This is a genomic window from Bradyrhizobium sp. USDA 4011, assembly GCF_054063415.1.
The window spans coordinates 2,172,545-2,198,172 of the sequence record NZ_JBSSGG010000001.1 but is presented as its reverse complement, the minus strand read 5'-3'; the positions used below and the strand labels follow the sequence as shown (position 1 = coordinate 2,198,172).

At 65.0% G+C, this 25,628-nt stretch carries 24 protein-coding genes; 14 read left to right on the top strand and 10 right to left on the bottom strand.

All coding sequences use genetic code 11. The annotated features are described in order from the left end of the window. Window positions 1-338: 338 nt before the first annotated feature. The 8 genes from glpD (at window position 339) to ACVW1C_RS10170 (ending at window position 9,077) form a co-directional block, all read left to right on the top strand. A complete protein-coding gene (gene glpD, locus ACVW1C_RS10205; protein ID WP_456758311.1) occupies window positions 339-1,883 on the top strand; it encodes a glycerol-3-phosphate dehydrogenase in 1,545 nt (514 codons plus the stop codon). Continuing rightward, complete coding sequence (locus tag ACVW1C_RS10200) at window positions 1,880-3,019, top strand: ABC transporter ATP-binding protein (RefSeq protein ID WP_456758310.1); 1,140 nt, start codon at window positions 1,880-1,882, stop codon at window positions 3,017-3,019. Before glpD ends, ACVW1C_RS10200 begins: the two co-directional genes overlap by 4 nt. A 12-nt stretch (window positions 3,020-3,031) precedes the next feature. Next, window positions 3,032-4,117, top strand: coding sequence for an ABC transporter ATP-binding protein (locus ACVW1C_RS10195; RefSeq protein ID WP_456758309.1), 1,086 nt, complete (start codon window positions 3,032-3,034; stop codon window positions 4,115-4,117). Beyond that, complete coding sequence (locus ACVW1C_RS10190) at window positions 4,117-5,019, top strand: carbohydrate ABC transporter permease (RefSeq protein ID WP_092124514.1); 903 nt, start codon at window positions 4,117-4,119, stop codon at window positions 5,017-5,019. Before ACVW1C_RS10195 ends, ACVW1C_RS10190 begins: the two co-directional genes overlap by 1 nt. Then, the gene (locus ACVW1C_RS10185) at window positions 5,019-5,825 is read left to right on the top strand and encodes a carbohydrate ABC transporter permease (protein ID WP_456758308.1); all 807 of its coding nucleotides are present in this window, start codon (window positions 5,019-5,021) and stop codon (window positions 5,823-5,825) included. Before ACVW1C_RS10190 ends, ACVW1C_RS10185 begins: the two co-directional genes overlap by 1 nt. Window positions 5,826-6,017: 192 nt before the next feature. Next, window positions 6,018-6,344 (top strand): DUF2160 domain-containing protein, encoded by a 327-nt coding sequence (locus tag ACVW1C_RS10180; RefSeq protein WP_456758307.1) that lies wholly within the window; start codon window positions 6,018-6,020, stop codon window positions 6,342-6,344. 108 nt (window positions 6,345-6,452) lie between these two features. After that, a complete protein-coding gene (locus tag ACVW1C_RS10175; protein ID WP_456763040.1) occupies window positions 6,453-8,195 on the top strand; it encodes an ABC transporter substrate-binding protein in 1,743 nt (580 codons plus the stop codon). Window positions 8,196-8,366: 171 nt separating this feature from the next. Beyond that, the gene (locus ACVW1C_RS10170; protein ID WP_456758306.1) at window positions 8,367-9,077 is read left to right on the top strand and encodes a hypothetical protein; all 711 of its coding nucleotides are present in this window, start codon (window positions 8,367-8,369) and stop codon (window positions 9,075-9,077) included. Here the strand turns inward: ACVW1C_RS10170 and ACVW1C_RS10165 are convergent. Together ACVW1C_RS10165 and ACVW1C_RS10160 are read right to left on the bottom strand one after the other, a co-directional pair. Next, window positions 9,066-9,878, bottom strand: coding sequence for a tetratricopeptide repeat protein (locus ACVW1C_RS10165; RefSeq protein WP_456758305.1), 813 nt, complete (start codon window positions 9,876-9,878; stop codon window positions 9,066-9,068). The two genes, ACVW1C_RS10170 and ACVW1C_RS10165, sit on opposite strands and share 12 nt — an antisense overlap. A gap of 71 nt (window positions 9,879-9,949) precedes the next feature. Then, complete coding sequence (locus tag ACVW1C_RS10160) at window positions 9,950-11,119, bottom strand: FAD-dependent oxidoreductase (RefSeq protein WP_456758304.1); 1,170 nt, start codon at window positions 11,117-11,119, stop codon at window positions 9,950-9,952. 73 nt (window positions 11,120-11,192) lie between these two features. Here ACVW1C_RS10160 and ACVW1C_RS10155 point away from each other — a divergent pair, with 73 nt between their 5' ends. Continuing rightward, window positions 11,193-11,666 (top strand): MarR family winged helix-turn-helix transcriptional regulator, encoded by a 474-nt coding sequence (locus ACVW1C_RS10155; RefSeq protein WP_456758303.1) that lies wholly within the window; start codon window positions 11,193-11,195, stop codon window positions 11,664-11,666. Window positions 11,667-11,850: 184 nt separating this feature from the next. Here the strand turns inward: ACVW1C_RS10155 and ACVW1C_RS10150 are convergent, their stop codons facing one another. From ACVW1C_RS10150 to ACVW1C_RS10135, 4 genes are all read right to left on the bottom strand, one after another. Then, complete coding sequence (locus ACVW1C_RS10150; RefSeq protein WP_456758302.1) at window positions 11,851-12,954, bottom strand: alkene reductase; 1,104 nt, start codon at window positions 12,952-12,954, stop codon at window positions 11,851-11,853. An 88-nt stretch (window positions 12,955-13,042) separates the two neighbouring features. Continuing rightward, window positions 13,043-13,903 carry an SDR family NAD(P)-dependent oxidoreductase gene (locus tag ACVW1C_RS10145; protein WP_456758301.1) on the bottom strand — a complete coding sequence of 287 codons (861 nt, stop codon included), beginning with the start codon at window positions 13,901-13,903 and terminating at the stop codon, window positions 13,043-13,045. A gap of 120 nt (window positions 13,904-14,023) precedes the next feature. After that, a complete protein-coding gene (locus ACVW1C_RS10140) occupies window positions 14,024-14,527 on the bottom strand; it encodes a DUF1993 domain-containing protein (RefSeq protein WP_456758300.1) in 504 nt (167 codons plus the stop codon). A 251-nt stretch (window positions 14,528-14,778) separates the two neighbouring features. After that, the gene (locus ACVW1C_RS10135; RefSeq protein WP_456763039.1) at window positions 14,779-16,095 is read right to left on the bottom strand and encodes a lytic murein transglycosylase; all 1,317 of its coding nucleotides are present in this window, start codon (window positions 16,093-16,095) and stop codon (window positions 14,779-14,781) included. A 213-nt stretch (window positions 16,096-16,308) separates the two neighbouring features. Here ACVW1C_RS10135 and ACVW1C_RS10130 point away from each other — a divergent pair, with 213 nt between their 5' ends. Together ACVW1C_RS10130 and htpX are read left to right on the top strand one after the other, a co-directional pair. Then, window positions 16,309-17,961 carry an ATP-binding protein gene (locus ACVW1C_RS10130; RefSeq protein WP_456758299.1) on the top strand — a complete coding sequence of 551 codons (1,653 nt, stop codon included), beginning with the start codon at window positions 16,309-16,311 and terminating at the stop codon, window positions 17,959-17,961. Window positions 17,962-18,192: 231 nt separating this feature from the next. Continuing rightward, entirely contained in the window at window positions 18,193-19,125 is a 933-nt protein-coding gene (htpX, locus tag ACVW1C_RS10125; RefSeq protein WP_456758298.1) for a zinc metalloprotease HtpX, read from the top strand. Between the two features lie 122 nt (window positions 19,126-19,247). Here the strand turns inward: htpX and ACVW1C_RS10120 are convergent, their stop codons facing one another. The 3 genes from ACVW1C_RS10120 to ACVW1C_RS10110 form a co-directional block, all read right to left on the bottom strand. Next, window positions 19,248-20,198, bottom strand: coding sequence for an aldo/keto reductase (locus ACVW1C_RS10120; RefSeq protein WP_456758297.1), 951 nt, complete (start codon window positions 20,196-20,198; stop codon window positions 19,248-19,250). Between the two features lie 245 nt (window positions 20,199-20,443). Next, on the bottom strand, window positions 20,444-20,815 hold the full coding sequence (locus ACVW1C_RS10115) for a hypothetical protein (protein ID WP_456758296.1): 372 nt from the start codon (window positions 20,813-20,815) through the stop codon (window positions 20,444-20,446). A 305-nt stretch (window positions 20,816-21,120) separates the two neighbouring features. Beyond that, on the bottom strand, window positions 21,121-21,489 hold the full coding sequence (locus ACVW1C_RS10110; protein WP_456758295.1) for an EF-hand domain-containing protein: 369 nt from the start codon (window positions 21,487-21,489) through the stop codon (window positions 21,121-21,123). Between the two features lie 478 nt (window positions 21,490-21,967). On the opposite strand from ACVW1C_RS10110, the gene ACVW1C_RS10105 reads away from it, so the two are divergent. The 3 genes from ACVW1C_RS10105 to ACVW1C_RS10095 all read left to right on the top strand — a co-directional run bounded on the left by ACVW1C_RS10105 (window position 21,968) and on the right by ACVW1C_RS10095 (window position 23,981). After that, on the top strand, window positions 21,968-22,303 hold the full coding sequence (locus tag ACVW1C_RS10105; protein WP_456758294.1) for a GYD domain-containing protein: 336 nt from the start codon (window positions 21,968-21,970) through the stop codon (window positions 22,301-22,303). A gap of 528 nt (window positions 22,304-22,831) precedes the next feature. Further along, a complete protein-coding gene (locus ACVW1C_RS10100; protein ID WP_456758293.1) occupies window positions 22,832-23,470 on the top strand; it encodes a S1 family peptidase in 639 nt (212 codons plus the stop codon). Between the two features lie 79 nt (window positions 23,471-23,549). Continuing rightward, window positions 23,550-23,981, top strand: a complete 432-nt coding sequence (locus tag ACVW1C_RS10095; RefSeq protein WP_456758292.1) for a hypothetical protein — start codon at window positions 23,550-23,552, stop codon at window positions 23,979-23,981. 131 nt (window positions 23,982-24,112) lie between these two features. Here the strand turns inward: ACVW1C_RS10095 and ACVW1C_RS10090 are convergent, their stop codons facing one another. Continuing rightward, window positions 24,113-25,555 carry a helix-turn-helix domain-containing protein gene (locus ACVW1C_RS10090; RefSeq protein WP_456758291.1) on the bottom strand — a complete coding sequence of 481 codons (1,443 nt, stop codon included), beginning with the start codon at window positions 25,553-25,555 and terminating at the stop codon, window positions 24,113-24,115. Window positions 25,556-25,628: the final 73 nt, after the last annotated feature.

Here is a 25,628-nt window from a genome sequence, read left to right as displayed (position 1 = left end):
GATATCGCCGCCGTCGGCCCATCGTCCCCGCACGACAACTCGCTCACCGTTACCTTGTGAGACGGTCGCTTCTTCAGCGGCCCTCGAAGGGTGAGCGGCCACAATGGGGCCTTGCACCCTTCGAGGCTCGCTCCGCTCGCACCTCATCAGGGGTGACGGGTTAAGTGAGGGCGCGGGGTCAGTTGGGGTGAGCCTGTCCATCATTCCGCACGCAGTCCGCCCAAAAAATCCCCAACTAAAGTTCCCCATTTTCACTTTGCTTTCGTTTTCGGTTGTGATTTACTCCGATCCGAAAGTAAAACCGTCAAAGCGAAGGCGGTTGCCGGGGGAAGCGTTCTTTGGACCACATTTACGACCTCGCCATCATTGGAGGCGGCGTTAATGGCTGCGGCATCGCGCGCGATGCGGCGGGCCGGGGAAATTCTGTTTTCCTCTGTGAAATGAATGACTTGGCCAGCGGGACGTCGTCCTGGTCGACCAAGCTGGTGCATGGCGGTCTGCGCTATCTCGAGTATTACGAGTTTCGCCTGGTGCGCGAGGCGCTGATCGAGCGCGAGATCCTCTGGCAGATCGCGCCGCATATCATTCGTCCGCTGCGCTTCGTTTTGCCGCACCATGCGGGCCTGCGCCCGGCCTGGCTGCTGCGGCTCGGCCTCTTCCTCTATGACCACATCGGCGGCCGGCATCTGCTGCCGGCGACGCGCTCGGTCGACCTGACGCGCGACGTGGTCGGCAAGCCGCTGATCCCAGGCCGCTACACCAGGGGCTTTGAATATTCCGATTGCTTCGTCGACGACGCGCGGCTGGTGGCGCTGACCGCGCGCGATGCCGCCGATCGCGGCGCCGAGATTCGCACCCGCACCCGCGCCGTCGAGATCAGGCAGGTCGACGGCGTCTGGCACGTCACGGTCGAGGATGGCGCGACCGGCGCCCGCGACACCATCAAGGCGCGGGTGCTGGTCAATGCCGGCGGTCCTTGGGTCGAGCAGGTGCTGGCCACCGGCGCCGGCGTCAACGCGCGGGCCAAGGTGCGGCTGGTGCAAGGCTCGCATATCGTCGTGCCGAAACTCTACGACCACGACCGTGCCTACATCTTCCAGAATGCCGATGGCCGCATCATCTTCGTCATTCCCTACCAGAACGATTTCTCGCTGATCGGCACCACCGATCGCGACTATGACGGCGACCCGGCCGAGGTGAAGGCGACGCGCGAGGAGATCGAGTATCTCTGTGCCTCCGCCAGCGAATACCTTGCCAAGCCGGTGAAGCCCGAGGACGTGGTCTGGAATTACTCCGGCGTGCGTCCGCTCTATGACGACGGCGCGAGTGAAGCCAAGGCCGCGACACGCGACTACGTCTTCGAGCTCGATACGCCCGGCGGTGCGCCGCTACTGTCGATCTATGGCGGCAAGATCACCACCTATCGCCGCCTCTCCGAAGAGGCGCTGGAGCGGCTGTCGCCCTATCTCCGCGGCGCGAAAGCGCAGGAGGGCTGGACCGGCAAGGCGCCGCTGCCCGGCGGCGACATGGATGTCTCCGCGGTCGCGGCGCTGAGCGCCGAACTGGTTCGCAACTATCCGTTCCTCGCGCAGTCCCACGCCAACCGTCTCGCCCACGCCTATGGCACACGCGCCAGCAAGGTCGTGGGCAATGCAGCAACGGCTGATGATCTCGGCCGCTCCTTCGGCGCCACCTTGACGGAGAGTGAAGTCCGGTACCTGATGGCGAACGAATGGGCGCGGACCGCGGACGATGTCGTCTGGCGACGATCCAAGCTGGGCTTGCGGATGACGGCGGGTGAAATTGCCGCGCTCGACGAGTGGATGGTCGCCAACCGCGTGTCAGGTGAACGTCCCCTCCGCGAAGCGGGAGGACGGGCATGAGCGTTACACTGCAGAACGTCACGCGAACCGTGGATGGCATTCAGACCATCCGCGATGTTTCGCTGACGCTGGAGCGTGGCACGCTCAGCGTGCTGCTCGGGCCGACGCTGTCGGGCAAGACCTCGATCATGCGGCTGCTCGCCGGCCTCGACAAGCCGACCACCGGCCGCGTGCTGGTCGACGGCAGGGACGTCACCGGCGCCGACGTGCGGCAGCGCTCGGTGGCGATGGTCTATCAGCAGTTCATCAACTATCCCTCGCTATCGGTCTACGAGAACATCGCCTCGCCGCTGCGGGTGCAGGGCAAGCCGAAGGCCGAGATCGAGCAGCGGGTGGCCGAGGCGGCCAGCCTGTTGCGGCTCGAGCCCTATCTGAAGCGGACGCCGCTGCAGCTCTCCGGCGGCCAGCAGCAGCGCACCGCAATTGCGCGCGCGTTGGTCAAGGGCGCGGACCTCGTGCTGCTCGACGAACCGCTCGCCAATCTCGACTACAAGCTGCGCGAGGAACTGCGCGCCGAGCTGCCGCGGATCTTCGAGGCATCGGGTGCGATCTTCGTCTATGCCACCACCGAGCCGTCGGAGGCGCTGCTGCTCGGCGGCGATACGGTGTGCATGTGGGAAGGCCAGGCGCTGCAGACCGGCGCAACGCCGAAGGTCTACCGCCATCCCGACACGCTGCGCGTCGCGCAGGTGTTCTCCGATCCGCCGCTCAACATCATCGGCATCGAGAAGAATGGTGACCGGGTGATCTATGCCGGCGGCGAGCAGGCGCCCGCGGCCGGGCTGTATGCCAATCTGCCTGACGGCACGTACAAGATCGGCTTCCGCGCGCACCAGCTCGAGGTCGGGAGCGTCGTGCCCGGCCGCCACAAATTCTCCGCCACCGTGACGGTGACCGAGATCACCGGGTCGGAGAGCTTTGTGCACGTTCACGTCCACGATTCGAACTGGGTCGCGGTGCTGCACGGCGTGCACGAATATGAACCCGGGCAGGTGCTTGAAGCCGCGCTCGATCCCGAGAATATCTTTGTATTTGACGCCGCCGACCGCCTGGTCGCGTCGCCCGCGACCGCGTTCGCAAGCGAATTGTACGGCAGTTCGCTTGCGGCACGCACGTCAGCCAGCAAGAGCAATTGAGGGAGATGCCCGATGGCTCGCATTGACCTCGTCGATCTCGCGCAATCCTACAGCGGCAATGACGCGCCGCTGGAATCCTTTGCGCTGAAACCGGTGACGATGACCTGGCGGCAGGGCGGCGCCTATGCGCTGCTCGGGCCCTCCGGCTGCGGCAAGACCACGCTATTGAACCTGATTTCCGGCATCGTGACGCCGTCGCGCGGCAAGATACTGTTCGACGGCCAGGACATCACGCCGCTGTCGACGCAGAAGCGCAACATCGCGCAGGTGTTCCAGTTCCCGGTGATCTACGACACCATGACGGTCGGCCAGAACCTGGCCTTCCCGCTGAAGAACCGCGGCGTCGCCAAGGCCGAGGTCGATGCGCGGGTCAGGCAAATCGCCGATTTGCTCGACCTCACGCCGTACCTCAATCGCAAGGCGACGCGGCTCACCGCCGACGCGAAGCAGAAGATCTCGCTCGGCCGCGGCCTGGTGCGCTCCGACGTCGCCGCCGTGCTGTTCGACGAGCCGCTGACGGTGATCGATCCCGAGCTGAAATGGCAGCTGCGCTCCAAGCTGAAGGCGCTGCATCGCGAGCTCGACCTCACGATGATCTACGTCACCCACGACCAGACCGAGGCGCTGACCTTTGCCGATACCGTCGTCGTCATGCATGACGGCCGCGTGGTGCAGAGCGGCACGCCGGCTGAACTGTTCGACAAGCCGGCGCACACCTTCGTCGGCTACTTCATCGGCTCGCCCGGCATGAACATCGTGCCCGCCGAGGTCAGCGGCCACGAGGCGCGGATCGACGGCCATGTCATCGGCCTGCATCGAAACTATGGTGTGCTGCCGGCCGGCAAGAAGATCGAGATCGGCGTGCGGCCTGAATTTGTCGATGTCGCGGCACCCGCGTCCGGGCTGCTGTCGGCCACCATCGAGCGGATCGACGATCTCGGCCGCGTCCAGTTCGCCCGCGTCCGGATCGGCAACACCAAACTCGCGGCGCGCGTGCCGCCGGGCTTCTCGATCTCCGGCGATACCGCCGGCCTGATCTTCAATCCCGCCAACGTCCACGTCTATGCCGACAGCCATTTGGTCGAAGGGGTCGCCTGATGGACAAGACCATCAACCAAAAAGCCTGGTTCCTGGTGCTGCCGGTGTTCCTGGTGGTCGCGTTCTCGGCGGTGCTGCCGCTGATGACCGTCGTGAACTATTCGATGCAGGACACCTTCGGCAACAACCAGTTCTTCTGGAACGGCGTCGGCTGGTTCAAGGAGCTGCTCGATCCGTCGACCGATCTCGGCGGCCGCTTCCTGGCCTCGCTCGGCCGCAACCTGTTCTTCTCCGCCGTGATCCTTGCGATCGAGGTGCCGCTCGGTATCATCGTCGCGCTGTCGATGCCGCGCGAGGGCTGGAGCGTCGCGGCCTGCCTCGTCATCCTCGCGCTGCCGCTCTTGATTCCGTGGAACGTGGTCGGCACCATCTGGCAGATCTTCGGCCGGCCCGATATCGGCCTGCTCGGCTATGTGCTGAACCACCTCGGCTTCAACTACAACTACGTCTCCAATGAGGTCGACGCCTGGGTCACGGTGATCGTGATGGACGTCTGGCATTGGACCAGCCTCGTCGCGCTGCTCTGTTACGCCGGCCTGAAGTCGATCCCCGACGCCTACTACCAGGCGGCGCAGATCGACGGCGCCTCGCGCTGGGCGGTGTTTAAGGCGATCCAGCTGCCGAAGATGAACCGCGTGCTGCTGATCGCGGTGCTGCTGCGCTTCATGGACTCGTTCATGATCTACACCGAGCCGTTCGTGGTGACCGGCGGCGGTCCCGGCAACTCGACGACCTTCGTCTCGATCGAGCTCGTCAAGATTGCGCTCGGCCAGTTCGACCTCGGCAAGGCCGCGGCGCTGTCGCTGGTCTACAATTTGATCATCCTGATCGTGTGCTGGGTGTTCTACACCGTGATGACCAATGCCGGCTCCGAGCGTCCGGTCAAGGAAGGAGCGGCGTGATGCACTCGATCCCCGGCCGCCGCCTGGTCATGGCGCTGTTCCTGATGTTCCTGCTGTTGCCGATCTACTGGCTCGTCAACATGAGCTTCAAGACCAACGCCGAGATCGTCTCGACGATGACGCTGTGGCCGCATACGCCGACGCTGCAGCACTACCGGCGCATCTTCACCGACGAGAGCTGGTACTCAGGCTACATCAACTCGCTGGAATATGTCGTCATCAACACCGTGATCTCGATCGCGGTGGCGTTGCCGGCGGCCTACGCATTCTCGCGCTACCGCTTTCTCGGCGACAAGCACCTGTTCTTCTGGCTATTGTCCAACCGCATGGCGCCGGCGGCGGTCTACGCGCTGCCGTTCTTCAACCTGTACTCGGCGATCGGCCTGTTCGATACGCCGTGGGCGGTTGCGCTCGCGCACTGCATCTTCAACGTGCCGCTGGCGGTGTGGATCCTCGAAGGCTTCGTCTCCGGCGTGCCGCGCGAGATCGACGAGACCGCCTTCCTCGACGGCTACTCGTTCCCGCGCTTCTTCATCAAGATCCTGGTGCCCCTGATCGCGAGCGGGATCGGCGTCGCCGCGTTCTTCTGCTTCATGTTCTCCTGGGTCGAGCTGCTGCTGGCGCGCACGCTGACCTCGGTGCAGGCCAAGCCGATCGCCGCGATCATGACGCGCACCGTCTCGGCTGCCGGCATGGACTGGGGCCTGCTCGCCGCGGCCGGCGTGCTCACTATCATCCCCGGAGCACTCGTGATCTGGTTCGTCCGCAACTACATCGCGCGCGGCTTCGCGCTCGGCCGGGTGTGAGGGATGACGATGCGATCACGCTGTGGCAGCTCAACGCATGGTTTCACCTCTCCCAAAGGGAGAGGTCGGATTTGGCGCAAAGCGGCGAATCCGGGTGAGGGGTTTCACTCTATCGATGCACCGTACCCCCTCACCCAGGCCCTCTCCCCATGGGAGAGGGGGCGCAGTGTGCCGTACGGAGGGAGCTGAGACATGGACAGCATCGCATGGATGGCATGGACCTGGCCCACCGCGGTCTTCTTCGTGCTGCTTGCCTCTACGCTCGGGATGATGACCTGGCTCGCGATCGCCTATCCCGAGGCGGAGCGGGTCGGCGTGCTGCGCATTCCGACCACACGCGGCGACCGACTGTTCGTGTCGCTGGTGCTGGCGGCTGTGATCCATTTGCTGTGGATCGGCCTCGTCGGCACCGATCCGATTTTCACCCTGCCGATCGGGGAGGGCGTCGAGATTTCGAGCCTGTGGCTCGGAACGGTAATTTCGCTTCTTTTAGCCGTGGTGATTTTTCGCACCGTCTGAAGAACGCGAAAAAGAGCAGATCCGGGGTCTACCCGGGCCTGATTTAGTCGCTGCAACCGGAGGAATCACATGCGACATTTACGAATGACTAAAGATAGACTTTTGACGATGACCAGCGCGGTCGCGCTCGTCGCAGCATCGGTCACTCTTGTCGCGCCGGCCCGCGCCGACGAGGCGGCCGCGAAGAAGTGGATCGACAGCGAATTCCAGCCGTCGACCCTCTCCAAGGACGACCAGATGAAGGAGATGCAGTGGTTCATCAAGGCCGCTGCCCCCTTCAAGGGCATGGAGATCAACGTCGTCTCGGAAACGCTGACGACGCACGAATATGAATCCCGCACGCTCGCCAAGGCGTTCGAGGAGATCACCGGCATCAAGGTCAAGCACGACATCATCCAGGAAGGTGACGTCGTCGAGAAGATCCAGACCCAGATGCAGTCCGGCAAGAACGTCTATGACGGCTGGATCAACGACTCCGACTTCATCGGCACCCACTTCCGCTATGGCCAGGCCGTCGACCTGACCGAGTGGATGAAGGGCGAAGCCAAGGACGTCACCGATCCGATGCTCGACGTCGACGACTTCATCGGCAAGTCGTTCACGACCGCACCGAACGGTCACCTCTATCAGCTGCCCGACCAGCAGTTCGCGAACCTCTACTGGTTCCGCTACGACTGGTTCACCAACCCGGAATACAAGGCCAAGTTCAAGGCCAAGTACGGCTACGATCTCGGCGTGCCCGTGAACTGGTCGGCCTATGAAGATATCGCCGACTTCTTCACCAACGACGTCAAGGAGATCAACGGCGTCAAGGTCTACGGCCATATGGACTATGGCAAGAAGGACCCCTCGCTCGGCTGGCGTTTCACCGACGCCTGGCTGTCGATGGCCGGCAACGGCGACAAGGGTCTCCCGAACGGCCTGCCGGTCGACGAATGGGGCATCCGCATGGAAGGCTGCCGTCCGGTCGGCTCGTCGGTCGAGCGTGGCGGCGACGTCAACGGCCCGGCGGCGGTCTATTCGATCGTCAAGTATCTCGACTGGATGAAGAAGTATGCCCCGCCGCAGGCGCAGGGCATGACCTTCTCCGAGTCGGGCCCGGTGCCTTCGCAGGGCAACATCGCCCAGCAGATCTTCTGGTACACCGCCTTCACCGCCGACATGGTGAAGCCGGGGATTGCCGTGATGAATGCGGACGGTACGCCGAAGTGGCGTATGGCTCCGTCGCCGCACGGCGCGTACTGGAAGGACGGCATGAAGCTCGGCTACCAGGACGTGGGTTCGGCCACGCTGCTGAAGTCGACTCCGGTCGATCGCCGTAAGGCGGCCTGGCTCTACCTGCAGTTCATCGTCTCCAAGACGACGAGCCTGAAGAAGAGCCATGTCGGTCTCACCTTCATCCGTGAATCCGACATCTGGGACAAGTCGTTCACCGAGCGCGCGCCGAAGCTCGGCGGCCTGATCGAGTTCTACCGCTCGCCCGCGCGCGTGCAGTGGACCCCGACCGGCAACAACGTGCCTGACTATCCGAAGCTCGCTCAGCTCTGGTGGCAGAACATCGGCGATGCGTCGTCCGGTGCGAAGACGCCGCAAGCTGCGATGGACGCGCTCGCCGCGGCCCAGGATTCGGTGATGGAGCGTCTTGAGAAGTCCGGTGTGCAGGGTGCCTGCGGACCGAAGCTGAACAAGAAGGAAACCGCCGAGTACTGGTACAAGAAGGCCGAGAAGGACGGCACCATCGCTCCGCAGCGCAAGCTCGCGAACGAGAAGCCGAAGGGCGAGACGATCGACTACGACACGCTGATCAAGTCGTGGCCGGCGACCCCGCCCAAGCGCGCCGAAGCGAAGTAAGGCGGCAAGGCTTGACCGCCCACGCCATCCGCAAACTGCAGAAGGCCGGGAGCAATCCCGGCCTTTTTTGCTGGATCGACGGCTGTGGAGACCGGTTCAGGATTGTGCTCAAATGACGTGATGAGATCATATGCGCGTGCCGTCATCGCATCATGATCCCGGAGTTTCGCCATGCGCATGACTTTCCGCTGCGACCCGCGGCTTGCCGATTATCTGCCGCGGCCGTTCCCTGCCCGCGCTGCGTTGCCCGATTGGCTGCGTGCGATGCCGGCGAAGGCGCATTCCGACATCCACGACCGCGAGATCCGCACGGTCAAGCAATGCCCGCCCTTCGTCGATGCGATGGCCCATGGGGTCATGATCCCGCTGCCTTGCGACGTCAGGGTCGAGCGCGGCGCCTTCGCCTGGGATTGGGACATTCCGGAGCCGGCAACGCAGGGCCATCCGCGCGCGCCGCTCAGCTTTCATCCCGTCGCGCAATTCGCCGGCGCGCCGTTCGCCAACGGGCAGGCCGCGCTGAAATTCAACAGCTTCTGGACCATCGAGCTCGAGCCGGGCTGGTCGCTGTTCGCGACCCATCCGGTCAATCGCGACGACCTGCCGTTCCGCGTGATCTCGGGACTGGTCGACGCCGACCGGTTTCACGACGGCGGGATCAATTTCCCGGCAGTCTGGACCCAGCCTGATTTTGCCGGCGTGCTACGGAAGGGGACGCCGGTCGTGCAATGCTTCGCGGTGCCGCGCGCGGCCCCCGGACTGGTGTTCGAAGCGTTCGACGACGCGCACCGTGAAGCCTATTCGAAGGTCGTCGGCGAGGTGTTGGCCGCACCCAACGTCTATCGCAAGCATTTCCGCGCCAAGCGCGGCCGGCTAGTGACCTAGCGCTGCGCGCAGCGCGCGCTCATCGAGCCACAGCCGGCCGTGCGGGGCCGAGGTCAGCGCCATCGCGATCGATCCGAACAGCTGTGGACGCAAGGCATAGGCGCGCGCGAAGGCCTGCATCGCGGCGTCGGGCTTGCCGCTCTCCTGCAGCGTGATCCCCAGATTGAGTGCCGCTTCGGCGTAATCCGGCTTGATCTCGAGCGCCTTGCGATAGGCGCGTGCGGCGCTGTCGTGATCGCGCATATCCTGCTTTGCGACGCCGAGATCGAACCACACCGAGGCCGGCGCCGCGCTCGCAACGGCGCGCTCGAGCAGGCCTGCGGCCCTGGCGAGGTCGCCATCCTCCCAGGCCAGCCGGCCAAGTCTTGCGTTCGCTTCCTGATGCTCCGGGATGGCCTTGAGGATCGCCTCCCAGGCCTCGCGGGCCTGTGCCTTGCGGCCGGCCAGTTCCAGCGTGCGTGCCTTCTCGAGGAAAGCTTCGCGTTGCGGCTTGAGCGCGATGGCGCGGTCGAGATGCGTCAGTGCCGCGTCGAATTCGCCGCCGCTGCGGGCGAGGCGCCCCGCGAGCAGCCGCGCCGCCGCATTGTCCGGGTGCCGCGCCAGGCTGGTCTCGATATGCCTGCGGGCCGGCGCGATCTCGCCTTTGGCGAACAATACGGCAGCGAGCAGATGGCTCAGCATCGGCTCGCCGGGCTGGCGCGCAAGGCCGCGCTCGCAGAGCTCGATCGCCTTGTCGTGCCGGCCGCTGTTGAATGCGGCGGTCGCGCGGCGAACGATATGCTCGGCGTTGTTGGTGTTCATTCCGTGCGACCGACTTCAGGCTTGTTTGATACGGACCATGCTATGCGGCGCCGCAGAGCATGACCAGCGCTTTACCGCGCCGCGGAGTCGCCGGCTGCCGCGCGCATCTGCATGTACGCCTGGTGGTGCGCCAGCGTCAGTTCCTGGCTGATATGCGACAGCTCGGTCGCGGCGGCTTCGGCGGCCTCGCCGGCGGGCTGGGCGACGCGCACGAACATTCCGGTCTCGTAGGCGCGAATGGCCGCGCGCCAATCCTTTGATCCCACCAGATGCGCCGCGAGTTCCACCGCATCCAGCATCGCGGCGTTGACGCCTGCACCACCGAACGGCGACATCAGATGCGCGGCATCGCCGAGCAGGGTGATGCCTGGGCGGTTGGTCCAATGATGCCCGACGGGCAGCGCGTGGATCGGCCGGATTGCGAATTGATCATTGCTGGCGCGGAGCAGGTCGAGCAGGGCATCGGCCCATCCGGCGAATTCGCCAAGCAACGCGTGACGCATCGCAGCCGGCGAGGTGACGTCGAACCGCCGCCCGACCCATTCGACGGGCACACGGAACATCGCATAGCCGCGCAGATGGGCGTTGCCGTTGCGCAGGACCATCAGGCTGCGTCCGGCGCTCTCTGCGCCCATCTTGCCGCGGCCGACCAACTCCGACAGGGCAGGGTGCCGCGTGTCGACATCGTCGATGCCGAACTCGATGAAGGTCAACCCGCTGTATTGCGGCTGATAGCGCGACACCAGCGGCCGCACCCGCGACCAGGCGCCGTCGGCGCCGATCACGAGATCGAACGGCCCTTCGCGCGCACCGTCAAACAGAAGATCGTAACGGCCGTCATCGCGAGGAACGACCTCGCGCAGGCAGCGCGCCCAGGCGACGGCATCCGGCGGCAAGGATTGCAGCAGCAGGTCGCGCAGCGCCGTGCGATCGACCTCCGGACGGTCGCCGGTCATGTCGTCATCCGCGAGCAGCACCCGGCCATCGCTCGTATAGAGCCGGCTGCCCTGATCCTCGTAACGTGCGATGCGCAGGAAGCCGACGGTGAGCCCGGCGCGCGCCAGCGCCAGCTGGCCGCTCTCGGCGTGCAGGTCGAGCGTTCCGCCGTGCGGCCGCTCGGTTGCCGAGCTGTCTCGCTCGAACAGACATGTCTTGATCCCGGCAACGTGCAGCAGGCGGGCGAGCGTCAGACCGCCGGGGCCGGCGCCGACGATGGCAATGCGAATTGGATTCGGACTCATGGACACCACGCTCACAACATGGTACATAGGGACCTATATAATCTAGATAGGTACCTATGTAAATGGTGAGATCGTGACCGACTGGGACCTGTTCGATCGTCCGGCGCCGCTGGTCAACATGGCCTCGCGCAGCTTCCTCAGGCTCGGTGAGCGGCGCGTGAAGCCGCACGGCTTCAGCATCGGCCAGTTGCCGGTGATCTATCTGTTGCGCGACGGCAAGGCGATGTCACAGCGCGATCTCGCCCGCGCCGCGAAGGTCGAGCAGCCGTCGATGGCACAAATTCTGGCGCGGATGGAGCGCGACGGCCTGGTCCAGCGCACGCCGATGCCGGGCGACGGCCGCAGCCAGCTGGTGTCTCTGACCAGGGCAGCCAGGGCGAAACTGCCGGCCGCGCGCAAGGCCTTGCATCGCAATCAGGACCGGGCGCTCGCGGGCTTCAGCGCGGCCGAAACCGCAACCCTGCTCGACCTGCTGCGGCGGCTCAATCGAAACCTCGACCGCATGGTGGCGGAGGAGGTGGAGAGCGGCGAGGCTGCCGAGGCGTAGGAATCCAAATGCGTGCGCTCAATGAAGAAAGGCCGGGAGCGATCCCGGCCCTTTCTGTTTTCTCCGTTGTCATCGCCCGGCTTGACCGGGCGATCCAGTACGCCGCGGCGTCTCGATCAATCGCTGGCGTCTCTGGAATACTGGATGCCCCGCCTTCGCGGGGCATGACAGGCTTTGGTGTACGTTACTCCGCCGCCTCGGTCGCCTTCAGCGTCGGATAATCCGTGTAGCCCTTGGCGCCGCCGCCGTAGAAGGTCGCCTTGTCCCAGTCGTTGAGCGGGGCGCCGGCCTTGAGCCGCTCGACCAGATCGGGATTCGAGATGAAGGGCTTGCCGAACGCGATCAGGTCGGCAGCACCTGCCTCCAGCACCTTCTCCGCCAGCGCGAAGTCGTAGCCGTTGTTGGCGACATAGGCCTGCTTGAAGCGCTTGCGCAGCGAGGCGTAGTCGAACGGTGCGATATCGCGCGGGCCGCCGGTCGCGCCCTCGATGACGTGGATATAGGTCAGCTTCAGCGCATTGAGCTGGTCGACGATGTAGTCGAACAGCGGCTGCGGATTGCTGTCGGAGACGTCGTTGGCCGGCGTCACCGGCGAGATGCGGATGCCGGTACGGTCGGCGCCGGCCTCCTCGGCGACCACCTTGGAGACCTCCAGCATCAGCTGGGCGCGTTTCTCGATCGAACCGCCATAGGCGTCGGTGCGCTTGTTGGTGCCGTCCTTCGCGAACTGGTCGAGCAGATAGCCGTTGGCGCCATGGATCTCGACGCCGTCGAAGCCGGCCGCCAGCGCATTCGCGGTGCCGCGCTTGAAATCCTCGATGATGGCAGGGATTTCCGACAGCTCCAGCGCGCGGGGCTCGGACACGTCGGCGAAGGTGCCGTTTACGAAGGTCTTGGTCTTGGCGCGGATTGCGCTCGGCGCCACCGGCGCGCCGCCATTCGGCTGCAGCGAGGTGTGCGAAATACGGCCGACATGCCAGAGCTGGATGAAGATGTGGCCACCGCGCTCATGCACGCGATCGGTGACCTTGCGCCAGGCCGCGACCTGTTCCTTCGAATAGATGCCGGGGGTGTCCTGATAGCCCTGGCCCTGCTGCGAGACCTGGCTCGCCTCGGTGATCAGAAGGCCGGCGGAGGCGCGCTGGCCGTAATAGTCCACCGCGAGCGGGCTTGGCACGAAGCTTCCGGGTTCGGCGCGGTTGCGCGTCAGTGGCGCCATCACGAAACGGTTCGGCAGCGTCAGCGGGCCAAGCTTGTAGGGCTCGAGAAGTTTGGTCGGTTGGCTCATGTGAAATGGTTCCAGACAATGATCGATGGGGAGAGAATTGTGCATTGCCGCGACGAGCGCAATGGCCGGGATATGCCCAGTTTGCAGGCTAGCCGCGCACAATTCCGCCCATGTGGCCGGCATCGAGGAACAAGGTATGCGCGTTCACATAGGAGGATTCATTCGAAATCAGGAACAGCGCAGCATAGGCGACCTCCCAGCCGGTGCCCTGGCGGCCGAAAGGCACTGTCAGGGCGCGGTCCGATCGCCTGCGGCTCGCATCGCGGCCCATCGGCGTGTCCATGAAGCCGGGCGCGATCACATTGCAGCGAATGCCCTTGTCCTCGCCGGCCCGCGCGATCGCCCGTCCCAGCGCGATCTGCGCCGCCTTGGAGGATTCATAGGCCGGGTTGCGCCCGCCGGCGCGCTGGCTCGCCATCGAGGAGATCAGGATGATCGCGCCGCCCGGCGCCATCACCTCGAGCGCCTTCTGCGCGAACAGCATGTGGCTACGCACATTGACGGCGTAGTCGCGGTCCCAGGCTTCCGCCGTCATCTTGGGCAGCGACAGGCCGGAGGAAATGCCGACATTCAGCGCCAGCCCGTCGAGCCCGCCGAGCCTCTCGGCGCAGCGTTCGACCGCGGGCGCGATCGCCGCGACGTCGGAGACATCGACCACATCGGTGAAGGCCTTGCCGCCTTCGCCCGTGATTTGCGCGACGGTGTCGTCGGCGGCTGCCTTGTTGACGTCGAGGCACGCGACCGAGGCGCCTTCGCGCGCGAACAGCACGCTCATCGCGCGGCCGTTGCCGATCGGCGGCGCTTCATCCACGGTCGTGCGCTGTCCCGCGCCGACCACGATGATGCGCCGGCCGGCCAGGCGGCCGTGGTTCTTCGCAAGCCCGAGCGCTTCCGCATGCAGCGAGGCTGTGGGATCGATGGCTTTCGGTGCGTGGGTCGTGGTCGACATGAGCGTGCTCCCTGACGTCTTGTTGTTGTCAGGGAGCAGTAGCACGAGAGCGAGCGTGAGGCGACGTGTCGCGCCGAAGCCTCGGCGAAGGCGGAAAATCCCGCGGTGGGGAATATCGCGTCAGCTCACGCCGAGGAAGTCGCGCTTGCCGATCTCGACGCCGTTGTGACGCAGGATGCCGTGCGCGGTGACGGCGTGGAAGTAGAAGTTCGGGAACGAGAAGGCGCTGACGAATTGCTGGCCCTTCAGGGTCATGGTGCGATCGGCGCCGATCGGGAAGGTGACGTCCTTGGCGTCGGCGCCGTCGAACTGCTCCGGCTTGAACGATTTCACATAGTCGATCGTCTTCGCCAGCCGCTGCTTCAGTTCGCCGAAACTCTTCTCGGTGTCGGGCGTCGACGGCACCTCGCTATGGGTCAGCCGCGCACAGCCGCGTGCGGCGTGGTCACAGACCAGCTGCACCTGCTTGGTCAGCGGCAGCATGTCCGGATAGAGCCGCGACCCCAGCAGCACCTCGGGCGCGATCTTCTTCGCCTCGCAATGCGCCTCGGCCTTGGTCAGCTCGCCGGTGAGGCTGTTGAGGATCTGCAAGTACGCGGGGACGACGGCGTCATAAAAGGACATGTGGATGCTCTTTGTTCTGATGAAATCCGGATCTGCCGAACGGCGATGCTGCACATGGGGCCGCGAAGGGAAGAATACAACTGCGGAAGGCTGTAACACTTGGTCAAATATTGCTCGTGGTGCCGGACATTGATCCGTACATTGATCCGTCATCCTGAGGCGCGAGCGGAGCGAGCCTCGAAGGATGGCTCGCTGCGCTCGCACCTCAGGATGACGGACCAAGAGTGGGCAGGCCGTTCGGCACGACGTCCCTACCGCGTCGGCGGCATCGTGGCGTCCGCGGCCGGTTGCGCACGGCCGCCGCCGCGCATCCGGGCCAAGAGCTCCGCGGTCGGCCAGGAATCCGCCGGCAGGCCGTATTTCATCTGCATCGCCTTCACCGCGCTGCGGCTCGCCTGGCCGAGCACGCCGTCGATCTTGCCGACGTCGTAGCCGGCGCGCGCCAGCAGCGATTGCAACTCCTTGATCTCGCCAAACGGCAGCTGCGCCACCGGCGCGTGCGGCCGCTGCATCGGCGGTGCGCCCGCGATGCGGCCCGCGAGATAGCCGGCGGTGGTCGAATAGATCAGCGAGTTATTCCACTCGGTGTAGGCGGCGAAATTTGGATAGGCGAGGAACGCCGGACCCATGCGGCCCATCGGCAGCAGCAGCGAGGCCGGCATCTCGTCATTCGGCAACGGCTTGCCGTCGGTCAGGCTGACGCCGAGCGCAACCCATTTCGAACGCGGCAGCTTGACGGTGAGGTCGGCCTGTTCCCAAGGAAAATTCGCGGCCTGCGGCACGCGCACCTCCTGCAGCCACGGCTCGCCGCGCCGCCATTTCAATCCGTTGGCGATGTAGTTCGCGGTCGAGCCGATCACGTCGGGGCCGCTGGCGAGCAGGTTGCGATGGCCGTCGCCGTCATAGTCGACAGCATAGTTGAAATAGTGCGTCGGCAGGAATTGCGTCTGGCCGAGCTCGCCGGCCCACGAGCCGATCATCTCATCGGGCGTCAGGTCGCCGCGCTCGATGATCTTCAGCGCCGCGATGGTCTCGCCCTGGAACATTTCCGAGCGGCGGCAATCATAGGCCAGCGACACCAATGATTTCAGTGTCGGGAGATTGCCCATCTGGGCGCCGAAATCGCTCTCCAGTCCCCAGAACGCGGCGATCACCGCCGGCGGCACGCCATACTCCTTCTCGGCGCGCGCGAACGCGGCGGCATAGGTCCGGATGTACTGCTGGCCCTGCTGCATCCGGTAGTTCGCTGCCATGCGGCCGGCGAACTGGGTGAAGATCTGCCCAAACACGCGCTGGCCGCGGTCGCGGTTGACGATGCCCTGGTCGTAGACCAGGTAGGGCGCGGCCTCCGCGATCGTGCGCTGCGAGACGCCGGCGGCGACCGCCTTCTGTTTCAGCTCGGCAAGGAATCGGTCGAAGCTCTGCCCGTTGTGGCAGGACGCAGCCCTTGGCGAGGCCACCGCGGCCGGGCGCGGCCTGACCGGGGCGGAGCCTGCGGGATTGGGCAGCGGCTGCTGCGCCTGACCCAGTGAGGAGAGCGCCAGCCCCCCCGCGATCGCTGCGATCATGATCGGGGCGCGGAGGGGAGATGCTGGCATCGATGTCACCGGCTGGCAAAGGGGGATCAAGGCCCGATCTGCATACACCAGTGCGATACCGGGCAACAACGGGGGTGGCCTGTTAGACCAATTGGGCTTCGGCAGGTTCAGTCGTCGCCGCTATCATCGGCTGGTGATTCGCGGGCAGGGGTGTCGGCGGATCGATCACGCCCGGAGGGACCCATGTGGAGTTTTCTCGAGCGTCTGTTGGATTCGTCGACGTTTTCGCCACACGGCATCTGCCTGTTGTGGGAGCCGGAGCTGATCTGGCTGCACGTGATTTCAGACGCGATCATTGCCGCTTCGTATTTCTCGATTCCGTTTGCGCTGGCGATCCTCGTCTCCAAGCGACGCGACTTCCAGTTCGGTTGGATGGCCTGGCCGTTCGCCGCGTTCATCCTCGCCTGCGGCCTCACGCATGTGTTCTCGATCTACACGCTGTGGGTGCCGATCTACGGGCTGGAAGGAATAGTCAAGGCGCTCACCGCCGTAGCCTCGATCTTCACCGCGGTGCTGCTCTGGCCGCTGATCCCGAAAATCCTGGCGATCCCGACCGAGGCGCAGCTGTGCGAGGCCCATGTCGCGCTCGCCGAAGAGGGGCGGCAGCGCCAGCGCTCGGAAGTCCTGCTCGAGCGTTTCCGCGAGGCCGAGGTCAATGAGAGCAAGATCCGCCAGGCGCAGAAGATGGAAGCGGTCGGCCAGCTCACCGGCGGCATCGCGCACGACTTCAACAACATCCTCACCGTCATCACCGGTACGATCGACATCCTGGCCGAGGCGGTCACCCATAACCGACAACTCACCGAGATCACCAGTCTGATCCGCGACGCCGCCGAGCGCGGTGCGTCGCTGACGCGGCATCTGCTCGCCTTCGCGCGCAAGCAGCCGCTGCAGCCGAGCGATGTCGACGTCAATGCGTTGATGGTCGACACCATCGAGCTGCTGCGGCCGACCATCGGCGACCATGTCGACATCGATTTTCGCCCGATGCCGGATCTGCCGCGCGCGCTGGTCGATTCCAACCAGCTGGTCACCGCGATCATCAATCTCGCGCTGAACGCGCGCGACGCGATGCCGAAGGGCGGCCGGCTGCGGATCGAGACCCGCACTGCCGAACTGAAGCCATCAGACGTGCACGGCCATGATGGACTTGCCGCCGGCGACTATGTCGCGATCGCGCTGATCGACAACGGCCAGGGCATCGCGGAAGCCGATCTCGCCAAAGTGTTCGAGCCGTTCTTCACCACCAAGGACGTCGGCAAGGGCACGGGCCTCGGGCTCTCCATGGTCTACGGCTTCGTGAAGCAGTCCAACGGTCACGTCGCGCTCGACAGCGAGGTCGGCCGCGGCACGCGGGTGATGCTGTATCTGCCGCGCGCGGCGGAGCTCTCGCCGGCCGCGGTGCCGGAACGGCGGCAGCCGGAGCTGCGCGGCGCGCAAGAAATCGTGCTGGTCGTCGAGGACGATAGACTGGTGCGCTCTTACGTGCTGACCCAGATCGAGAGCCTCGGCTACACCACGCTGTCGGCCAACAATGGCGGCGAAGCGCTCGCCGTGCTCGACAGCGGCGCGCCGGTCGATCTCCTGTTCACCGACGTCATCATGCCCGGTGCGATGAATGGACGCGACCTCGCCACCGAAGCGCAGAAGCGGCGCCCCGGCCTGCGCGTGCTGTTCACGTCGGGCTACACCGATGACGCCATCGACCAGGAAGGCAAGCTCGAGCAGGGCATCCTGTTCCTGGCCAAGCCCTACAGCCGCGCCCAGCTCGCACGCATGCTGCGGGTCGCGCTGCGCGAGCAGGAAACCGCGCGCGCGCAGGAGCCGGCGGAGTAGCCACGATGCCGTAGCCGCAGCCCGGAAAGCGAAATCCGGAAGCGGTTTCACCGCGGGGACGGCCCGGATTGCGCTGCGTTCCATCCGGACCACGGATCGCGACACATGACCAATCGTTAACCCGCGCCGCGTCGCTGCGACGCACGCGTTCCCCTTGCGGCTGCAGCGGCAAAATCCCTACCTCAGCGGCGTCAGTTGTGGCAGCATGCCGCTCGCCGTGAGGGAACCACGATGAACTATTTCCGCACCGCGCTCCTGCTCGCCGGCCTCACCGCCCTGTTCATGGGCGTCGGCTATCTCATCGGCGGCGGCACCGGCGCCGTGATCGCGCTAATCGTTGCGGCTGCGACAAATCTGTTCACCTACTGGAATTCCGATCGCATGGTGCTGTCGATGTACGGCGCCCATCAGGTCGATGCGCGTTCGGCGCCGGACCTTTACAATCTCGTCGCCGAGCTGGCGCAGCGTGCGAGCCTGCCGATGCCGCGCATGTTCGTGATGGACGAGGCGCAGCCGAACGCATTCGCAACCGGCCGCAATCCGGAGAATGCGGCGGTTGCCGTCACCACTGGACTGATGCAGCAGCTCAGCCGCGAGGAGCTCGCCGGCGTGATCGCGCACGAGCTCGCGCATATCAAGCATCACGACACGCTGACCATGACGATCACCGCGACGATCGCCGGCGCGATCTCGATGCTGGCGCAGTTCGGCATGTTCTTCGGCGGCAACCGCAACAACAACGGCCCCGGCATCGTCGGCTCGATCGCGATGATGATCCTGGCACCGCTCGGCGCCATGCTGGTGCAGATGGCGATCAGCCGCACCCGCGAATACGCCGCCGACAATTTTGGCGCGCGCATCGTCGGCCGGCCGATGTGGCTGGCGTCCGCACTTGCGAAGATCGAGAACGCCGCGCACCATGTGCCGAACATGGAGGCCGAGCGCAATCCGGCCACCGCGCACATGTTCATCGTCAACCCGCTGTCGGGTCATGGCGTCGACAATCTGTTCGCGACCCACCCCTCGACCGCGAACCGCATCGCCGCGCTCCAGCAGCTCGCCGCCGAACTCGGCACCCAGACCGCGCCGCGCCCGGCCGGCGCCAGCTATCCGCCGCGCAGCCCGTGGGGCGGTGCCTCAGGCCAACGCGGGCCGTGGGGCTAGGCGCTGTCCCCGCAGATTACGTTGATAGCTGCATTCGCGGAGGCTCCCCCTCACCCGGAACGCATCTGGCGATGCGTTCCGACCTCTCCCCGCACGCGGGCGAGGTGAAGTGAACCGCGCCGCTACGCGCTCGCGGCGTCCAGGCGCTCGACCTGAGCCTTGCTCAGCTCGAGCCTCGCCGCAGCCACAAGCGTTGCGACCTGCTCGGGCTTGGTGGCGCTGGCAATCGGTGCGGTGATGCCGGGCTTGGCCATCAGCCAGGCGAGCGCGACGGCTGCCGGCTCGGCGCGGGTTTCCGCGGCGACCTCGTCGAGGCAGGCCAGGATCCGCATGCCGCGCGGGTTCATGTATTTCGGAATGCTGCGCGCGCCACGCGGGCTCTTGGCGAAGTCGCTCTCCGAGCGATACTTGCCGGTCAGGAATCCGGCGGCGAGGGAGAAGAACGTGATCACGCCGACGTCGTTCTCCACACAGATGCGTTGCAGCGCGCCTTCGTAGCTCGATCGCTCCGCCAGGCTGTATTCCGGCTGCATGCTCTCGTAGCGCGGCAGCCCATTGGCTTTGGAAATATCCAGCGCGCTCTTGAGCCGCCCCGCCGAGAAATTCGAGGCACCGATCGCCCTGACCTTGCCGGCCTTGATCAATTTGTCATAGGCCGCGAGCGTCTCTTCCTGCGGGGTTGTCTCATCGTCCTTGTGGGACTGGTAGAGGTCGATGGTGTCGGTCTGCAGCCGCCGCAGCGAGTCCTCGACGGCGCGCGCGATGTAGTCCGGCTTCAGTCCGACATTGCCGCCTCCCATGTCCATGCCGACCTTAGTGGCGAGGATGATGCGGTTGCGGTTGCCGCGCGCCTTCATCCATTTGCCGATGATCGTCTCGGACTCGCCGCCGTGATGGCCAGGCACCCAACGCGAATAGACGTCGGCCGTATCGAGGAACGTCAGTCCATGCTCCAGCACGGTGTCGAGCAGGCGAAACGACGACGCCTCGTCCACCGTCCAGCCGAACACATTGCAGCCGAAGCAGAGAGGAGGGACGGTGAGGCCGGAGCGGCCGAGCGCGCGATGCTTCATGAGTGTTCTTTCTCTTGTTCTTGACGGGAGGCGCGGGACACTGAGGCAGATCGGCCTTGTTTGCAAGGCGCAGCGTCCGCATTGCGCCGTTTCCGAGCGATTTAGGACCACCGCCAGCCGCAAGCGCGCAACGCTGCCGGCCGGCGTGGTGAGCAACGTTGCCCGTCATTTGTCGCGGAATCCGTCGGCATTCCCTGTCGGGATGCCGACGGATGATCACGGAGAATTCGCCGCCGCCGGCTCGACTACTTGCGCTCGACGAATATCGCCTTGCAGTCGTCGCTGCTGATGTTCTCGGCGGTGTGAGAAACCACGATTGGCCCCGCAAACGCCGTGCCCGCCTTGCTGGGACTGTCTCGCGTGGTGCCGTCGGCATTGTGCAGACGAATGATGCAGTCGGTCAGCGGATAGACCACGAACGGCACCGGGTGCGAGTGTGGCTTGTCTGTCGTCCCCTTCTTCCATGTCGCGGCAATGACGCGGAAATTCTGGTCTTCGAAGATCACCTTGTAGGTGTCGGGATCGCCTTGATAGCTCGGCGGAGAATCCGCAGCTGCCGTCGCGGAGACCGCCGCAAGCAATCCAACAATCGAGAAACCCAATGTACGAAAATTCATATCGGAAAGCTCCTTATTCCAATCAGGCTAAACGCTCGGCAATGAGCGCAGCGGAGCCTTAGCACGGGATTGGTATCGCGCCGAGACTCATTGCGTCCTCCCGCATCAGCGGGGCATTATTTTATTTTGCGAATTCGGGCGGCGTAACGCGGGGTCGCGCGGATATCGCGGGCGACGGCGCCTGGCCGAGGCCTGCGTCTGCTCAATCGCGCTCGGGACCGGAAGGCGATATGACCTGCCGGCGAACATGCATTGGTCGGACGACACGGTTCTGATCGCAGCTCATGGCCGCAGCGGCAAGCTGGTCACCGCGCGCCATGGATGAACGCTTGCATCTCCTCCAGCGTCAACTTGCCGTCTTTGTTGGCGTCCATTGCCTTGAAGATCCGTTCGTGAGCGGCCTGGAACTCCTGCAGCGAAATGGTCCCGTCGCCGTCGGCGTCCATCAGCGCAAACATCATGCGCATCATGACAGGTGACGCCATCATGCCGTGCCCCATCATATGTCCACCCATCATGCCTTCGTGCCCCATCATGCCCGCGCCGTCGTGGTCGATGGGATGCGATTGCATTTGTTGGATGTCCGGCCGGTGCATCTGATCCTGTGCCGAGGCAGCGACGGTACCGTAGGCCAGGATGAGCGCAGATGTTAGTCCCAAGATGTACCCGTGCATTGAAACCTCCGCGAAAGGGTGGCCGCCGTGTGATCATTGCGTCACGACAATGTAATTGTATCACTTGCTAGCAAAGTGACCGATCACAGTGTTTGCGATGGCTCAAATGATATGAACTGGCCCCATTGCGGTGTCCGGTTTGCGACAGGGGCAGCAGCTATCGGAGGCGGCGGCGTCCCCGAGCTCGTGCGGCCATCGATCGCGCTTGCTCTTGCTTCAGGTCAGGCAGGCTGTCCTTCGGTGCGCAACAAACCTTCGGGGTGACCGGCGCGCAGCTCAGGAACGCGATTTCATTTGTCGGGCATTTGATGTAGTTTGTGCGGCAAGCTGCCATCGGTCGCGCCGAAATCCGAAGAATGAGCGGCAGCGTTACTGGCCATCGGCAGGCCATTACTCTTGCATTTTCATTCCGAAATCTTCTGCCCGGGCCGCGCCCGGGTGCATGCCCTTTTCATTCCAGCCAATTGGAGCAATTGCCATGCATTTCTGCTTCTCGGGTGAATATACGCCGCGCGCTCTCAACAGCATCATGGAGAATCCGACGACCAATCGATATGAGGCTGCGCGGAAGTTGATCGAGTCGGCCGGCGGCAAATTGATTTCGATGTACAGCACGGCGGCCGATGGCCCCGGCGTGATGGTGATCTTCGACGTGCCCGATCCGAGTGTCGCACCCGCGATCAGCGGCGTGGTCTTGGCGGCCGGCACCATGCAGAATGTGCGGCTGGTCCGGCTGTTCACCCAGGATGAGATCAAGGTGGTGCGCCAGCACGCGGGCAAGCTCAAGGCCGCTTACTCGCCTCCGGGAAGCTAGCAGGCACGGACGACGAAACGCGGCGCAGATCGATCTGACGACCGCGGTCACTCCCGCGCGGCGGCGCCTCCTGGCGTCCCGCGCGGAGACGAGGGCCGTTGCGCGCCGCAGATCCGGGGCGCGTTCAACGGATGGGCAGTCGCTCGGGCGGATGTCGCGCGCACATGCTGGCTCGCAAGCCCCGGCCGGCTGTGTCGTCGCATGACGTCCGCCGCCTCGTTCAGCACGGCGCGCCTCATCCTGCGTCGAGTTCTCTTCATCCGCCCTTGAATGCGGTGTATGTACAGACGTTGCCGGTGATTTGCGCGGCGGCGTCGAAGGGCGGGTTTGGGTCTGCGGGGGTGGGGTCTGAAGGTGCATCACCCGGTTTCGGTTTTAGGACGCGCGGCGTCGACGGCGCGCGCGAAATTGCCTGTACGCACGGTTCGGCTGGCCTGCGGTGTTGCGATTGGCTGCGCCGTGATTGGCTTCACGCCGCAGTGGGCGGCGGCGCAGGTGCCATTCTCCCCGTTTCGACGAGTGCAACAGATGGAGGCTGCAAAGCCGCTGGCGCGTGACGTCACTGGTCCGCCGGCCGCCAGCCAGCGGCTCGACGGCACCGCGTTCTTTGTCGACGATCTCGGCCACATGCTGACCGCGCGGCATGCGGTCGCGGATTGCGCCCGCATCGTCGTCAGCAAGGAGGGGCGGGCCGTCGCGGCGCGCGTGGTGGCGCTGGCCGCGAGCGACATCGCATTGATCAAGGTGCCGCGCACGCTGGGTCTCGCAGCGGTATTCCCGCGCGCCAATACGTCCGTCGCCAACGACATGGTGTTTGCCGAGGCTTATGACCGCCTGAAGCCGATGCTCGCGCATGGCGGATCGCTCGGCAATGCGTTCGTCGATACCACCCTGCGCGACCCCGAGCATCTCGTGCTGCGCTCGAATGTCACGTTCGGCACCAGCGGAGCGCCGGTGCTGGATTCCCGTGGCCTCGTCGAGGGAGTGGTGAGCCGCAGGACCACGATCGATCGCGTGCTAGCGGTCGATGCCGTGCACGCCAAATCCTTTCTTGCCGCGCACGGCGTGCGCTTCCAGGAGGACGACCGGCCGCAGATGAGCGGCACCGCGTCACGCGCGCATCGCGCCGCCAGCATCTCGGCACGCGTCACATGCCTGCAACAATGAGCGACTAGTTGCTGCAAGCGCTCATACTCTCGCGTTGTCCTGTCAGCCGGCTGTCCGCGGTCAACCCTTGTCCAGAACCATGCTCATCTTGCGGGGCACGCTCGTGCTCTCGTTCGGCCTCTTGATCCTGTCCCCAGCGCCGGGCCGCGCTCAAGACGCCAACTTTCGCAATCCGGAACAGGCGCCGCCGTCATGGGCGCAGTTTGCCAAGCTGGTCAAATACCGGTTCGAGGAATGGATCGCGGCCGACGAGACGGTTGCCAATCGCTTCCGCAACTGGGTCGTCGAGCATTCCGGCAAGGAGAACGGGCCGCCGCCGACGCTCGTGGTGCGGGCCTGGCTCAATCCGGACGGCACCGTCGAGCGCGTCAAGTTTCCGGCGCTCAATGATGCCGGCGCGACCGAGGACCTGCGCACCATCCTGAAGCGCGGCAATGTCGGCGAGGCACCGCCGCCGGAAATGTTGCAGCCGCTCAACCTGCGCTTCTCGCTCAATCTGCGCAAACCCTGAGCGGGGGTGAACACCATGGCCAAACAACGACCCGGACGTTCGCGGCGCGCGTTCGTTGGTGCTGCCATCACAGGACTTCCCGCCATCAGCAAGGACGGCTGGTGCAAGGCCTTTGCCGCGGTCGATTGATCTCACAACTCCCGTGCATTCGAGAACGCGAACGACGATACCCGCCGCGTGGTTTCGTCCAGGATCAGGGTGCGCGTGATCGGCGGCTCGGCGCGCTGGCTGCAATTCTCGCGCTCGCAGAGCCGGCAGTTGACGCCGATCGGGGTGCCCTCGACCTTCTCCAGATCCATGCCGATCGCGTAGACGAGCTTTGCCGCATGACGGATCTCGCACCCGAGCCCGATTGCAAAGCGCGGCTGCGGCTGCGGATAGGGCGCCACCGGCCGCCGCACCGTCTGCGCGATCGAGAAGTAGCGCGTGCCGTCCGGCAGCTCGATCACCTGGCTCAGCAGGCGGTCGGGCATGTCGAAGGTCGAGTGCACGTTCCATAGCGGGCAGGTGCCGCCGAATTTGGAGAACGGGAAGGTCCCGGAGGAAAACCGCTTCGACACGTTGCCGGCATTGTCGACCCGCAGCAGGAAGAACGGCACGCCGCGCGCGTTCGGCCGTTGCAGCGTGGTGAGGCGGTGGCAGACCTGCTCGAAGCCGGCGTTGAAGCGCTGCGCCAGCACGTGGACGTCATAGCTCAGGGCCTCGGCCGCGGAATGAAATGCCTGGTAGGGCATCATCGCGGCCGCCGCGAAATAATTGGCGAGCGTGATGCGGTACAGCCGGCGCGCGGTGTCGTCGAGCGGACCGGCGCGGCTGACGATCGCGTCGATCGCGGCGCCGCATTCGACAAAGCCGATCTGCAGCGCGAGCTGGAAGCTGCGGCCGGCACTGTCGACCAGTTCGGAGATCAAGAGCTGCCGGCGATGGCGGTCGAAACGGCGCAGCGTCTCGCGCATCACGTCGACCGGCATGACGCGGGTAACGATCGAATGTTTTTCGCGCAGGCGCGTCGCGAGTGCCGTGAACAGGCCTTCGGTCGGCACGTTGAGCTCGTCGCGCAGACTTTCCGCCGCGGTCTCGAGCTCCGGGAAATAGTTGCGGTTGGCCTCGATCAGGTCGCGCGCCCGCTCGATCGGGTTGGCGTCGAACTGCGAGCCTTCGCGGTCGGCCATCTGCGCCGCCACTAGCGTCTCGCCGCGGCGCGCCTCGGTATAGGCGGCGTAGAGCCGTTGCAGCGCATGCGTCACGCCGGGGCAGAGCTCGGCGAGGTCGCGCAGCTCCTGCTTCGGCAGGTCGATCTGGCGGAACAGGGGATCGGAGAAGATCTCGTTGAGTTCTGCGAAGAAGCGATCCTCGTCGGCGGTGGCGAGGTCGCGCAGATCGAGGTCGTAGGTCTCGGCCAGCCGCAGCAGGATCTGCGCGGTCACCGGGCGCTGGTTGCGCTCGATCAGGTTGATGTAGGAGGGCGAGATGCCGAGCCCCTCGGCGATCTGGGTCTGCGACAGCCCCAATTGCTGGCGGATCCGCCGAAAGCGCGGACCGACGAACAGCTTCTTTCCGGATTCGCCGGGCACGACAGCCTTCCTGACCCATTTTTGTGACAAAATTTACAAATCGACATTTATTACAAGTTCAGATGTTACATGA

What these genes read in the sequence shown, in the direction of transcription:
- ACVW1C_RS10100 (WP_456758293.1), top strand. Translation starts at nt 22,832, where the DNA reads ATGGAGGCTGCAAAGCCGCTGGCGCGTGACGTCACTGGTCCGCCGGCC.
- ACVW1C_RS10135 (WP_456763039.1), bottom strand. Translation starts at nt 16,095, where the DNA reads ATGATCGCAGCGATCGCGGGGGGGCTGGCGCTCTCCTCACTGGGTCAG.
- ACVW1C_RS10105 (WP_456758294.1), top strand. Translation starts at nt 21,968, where the DNA reads ATGCATTTCTGCTTCTCGGGTGAATATACGCCGCGCGCTCTCAACAGC.
- htpX (WP_456758298.1), top strand. Translation starts at nt 18,193, where the DNA reads ATGAACTATTTCCGCACCGCGCTCCTGCTCGCCGGCCTCACCGCCCTG.
- ACVW1C_RS10200 (WP_456758310.1), top strand. Translation starts at nt 1,880, where the DNA reads ATGAGCGTTACACTGCAGAACGTCACGCGAACCGTGGATGGCATTCAG.
- ACVW1C_RS10145 (WP_456758301.1), bottom strand. Translation starts at nt 13,903, where the DNA reads ATGTCGACCACGACCCACGCACCGAAAGCCATCGATCCCACAGCCTCG.
- ACVW1C_RS10175 (WP_456763040.1), top strand. Translation starts at nt 6,453, where the DNA reads ATGACCAGCGCGGTCGCGCTCGTCGCAGCATCGGTCACTCTTGTCGCG.
- ACVW1C_RS10130 (WP_456758299.1), top strand. Translation starts at nt 16,309, where the DNA reads ATGTGGAGTTTTCTCGAGCGTCTGTTGGATTCGTCGACGTTTTCGCCA.
- ACVW1C_RS10195 (WP_456758309.1), top strand. Translation starts at nt 3,032, where the DNA reads ATGGCTCGCATTGACCTCGTCGATCTCGCGCAATCCTACAGCGGCAAT.
- ACVW1C_RS10165 (WP_456758305.1), bottom strand. Translation starts at nt 9,878, where the DNA reads ATGAACACCAACAACGCCGAGCATATCGTTCGCCGCGCGACCGCCGCA.
- ACVW1C_RS10190 (WP_092124514.1), top strand. Translation starts at nt 4,117, where the DNA reads ATGGACAAGACCATCAACCAAAAAGCCTGGTTCCTGGTGCTGCCGGTG.
- ACVW1C_RS10140 (WP_456758300.1), bottom strand. Translation starts at nt 14,527, where the DNA reads ATGTCCTTTTATGACGCCGTCGTCCCCGCGTACTTGCAGATCCTCAAC.
- ACVW1C_RS10160 (WP_456758304.1), bottom strand. Translation starts at nt 11,119, where the DNA reads ATGAGTCCGAATCCAATTCGCATTGCCATCGTCGGCGCCGGCCCCGGC.
- ACVW1C_RS10120 (WP_456758297.1), bottom strand. Translation starts at nt 20,198, where the DNA reads ATGAAGCATCGCGCGCTCGGCCGCTCCGGCCTCACCGTCCCTCCTCTC.
- ACVW1C_RS10095 (WP_456758292.1), top strand. Translation starts at nt 23,550, where the DNA reads ATGCTCATCTTGCGGGGCACGCTCGTGCTCTCGTTCGGCCTCTTGATC.
- ACVW1C_RS10170 (WP_456758306.1), top strand. Translation starts at nt 8,367, where the DNA reads ATGCGCATGACTTTCCGCTGCGACCCGCGGCTTGCCGATTATCTGCCG.
- ACVW1C_RS10185 (WP_456758308.1), top strand. Translation starts at nt 5,019, where the DNA reads ATGCACTCGATCCCCGGCCGCCGCCTGGTCATGGCGCTGTTCCTGATG.
- ACVW1C_RS10110 (WP_456758295.1), bottom strand. Translation starts at nt 21,489, where the DNA reads ATGCACGGGTACATCTTGGGACTAACATCTGCGCTCATCCTGGCCTAC.
- ACVW1C_RS10150 (WP_456758302.1), bottom strand. Translation starts at nt 12,954, where the DNA reads ATGAGCCAACCGACCAAACTTCTCGAGCCCTACAAGCTTGGCCCGCTG.
- ACVW1C_RS10180 (WP_456758307.1), top strand. Translation starts at nt 6,018, where the DNA reads ATGGACAGCATCGCATGGATGGCATGGACCTGGCCCACCGCGGTCTTC.
- ACVW1C_RS10115 (WP_456758296.1), bottom strand. Translation starts at nt 20,815, where the DNA reads ATGAATTTTCGTACATTGGGTTTCTCGATTGTTGGATTGCTTGCGGCG.